This window comes from Vibrio sp. Y176 (genome assembly GCF_033438945.1).
On sequence record NZ_JAWOQS010001122.1, the window covers coordinates 1 to 529 of the forward strand.

A 529-nucleotide genomic window follows, 5' to 3' on the forward strand; every position below is an offset into this window, starting at 1 on the left:
CGATGCAACCGAAGCACTGATGCACGATCAAAACTCTCAACGCATTACGCTAAACATGGTGAATTCCTTGGCACTGCATTGGTGGATCCCACGTATGCCACGCCTTCAAGCCTATGCGCCCCAACTTGATGTGCGCCTATCTAACCTTTCTGGACGGTTCAATTTGGAACAAGAAGGCGTTGATGCTGCGTTGGTGCATGGCAACCCTGAAGAGTGGCAAGACTACTATTGCGAAAAGCTCAGTGAAGACGAACTGGTATTAGTATGCAGCCCTGATCTCATCGACCACAGCAATCCAGTTAACCTTGCTGACATCTTAAAGACGTATCCGCTCATTGAGGTCACGAATGAACGCAGAAAACACGATTGGCAAGTCTGGTCAGACGCGACAGGAGTCGCTCGTCCAAAAAACAAAAAGCCCATCACTTTTAAGATGTCGATTCAAGCTGTACAGGCAACTACGCGTCGTTTGGGTGTGTTGGTGACTCACCGTTTGTTTGTGAAAGACGACATCAAGTACGGTCAGCTG

At 48.6% G+C, this 529-nt stretch carries 1 protein-coding gene; it reads left to right on the forward strand.

Going from position 1 to position 529, the window contains the following annotated elements:
- The coding region (locus tag R7O13_RS30545; protein WP_318305680.1) for a LysR substrate-binding domain-containing protein at positions 1-529 on the forward strand (529 nt) is incomplete at both ends.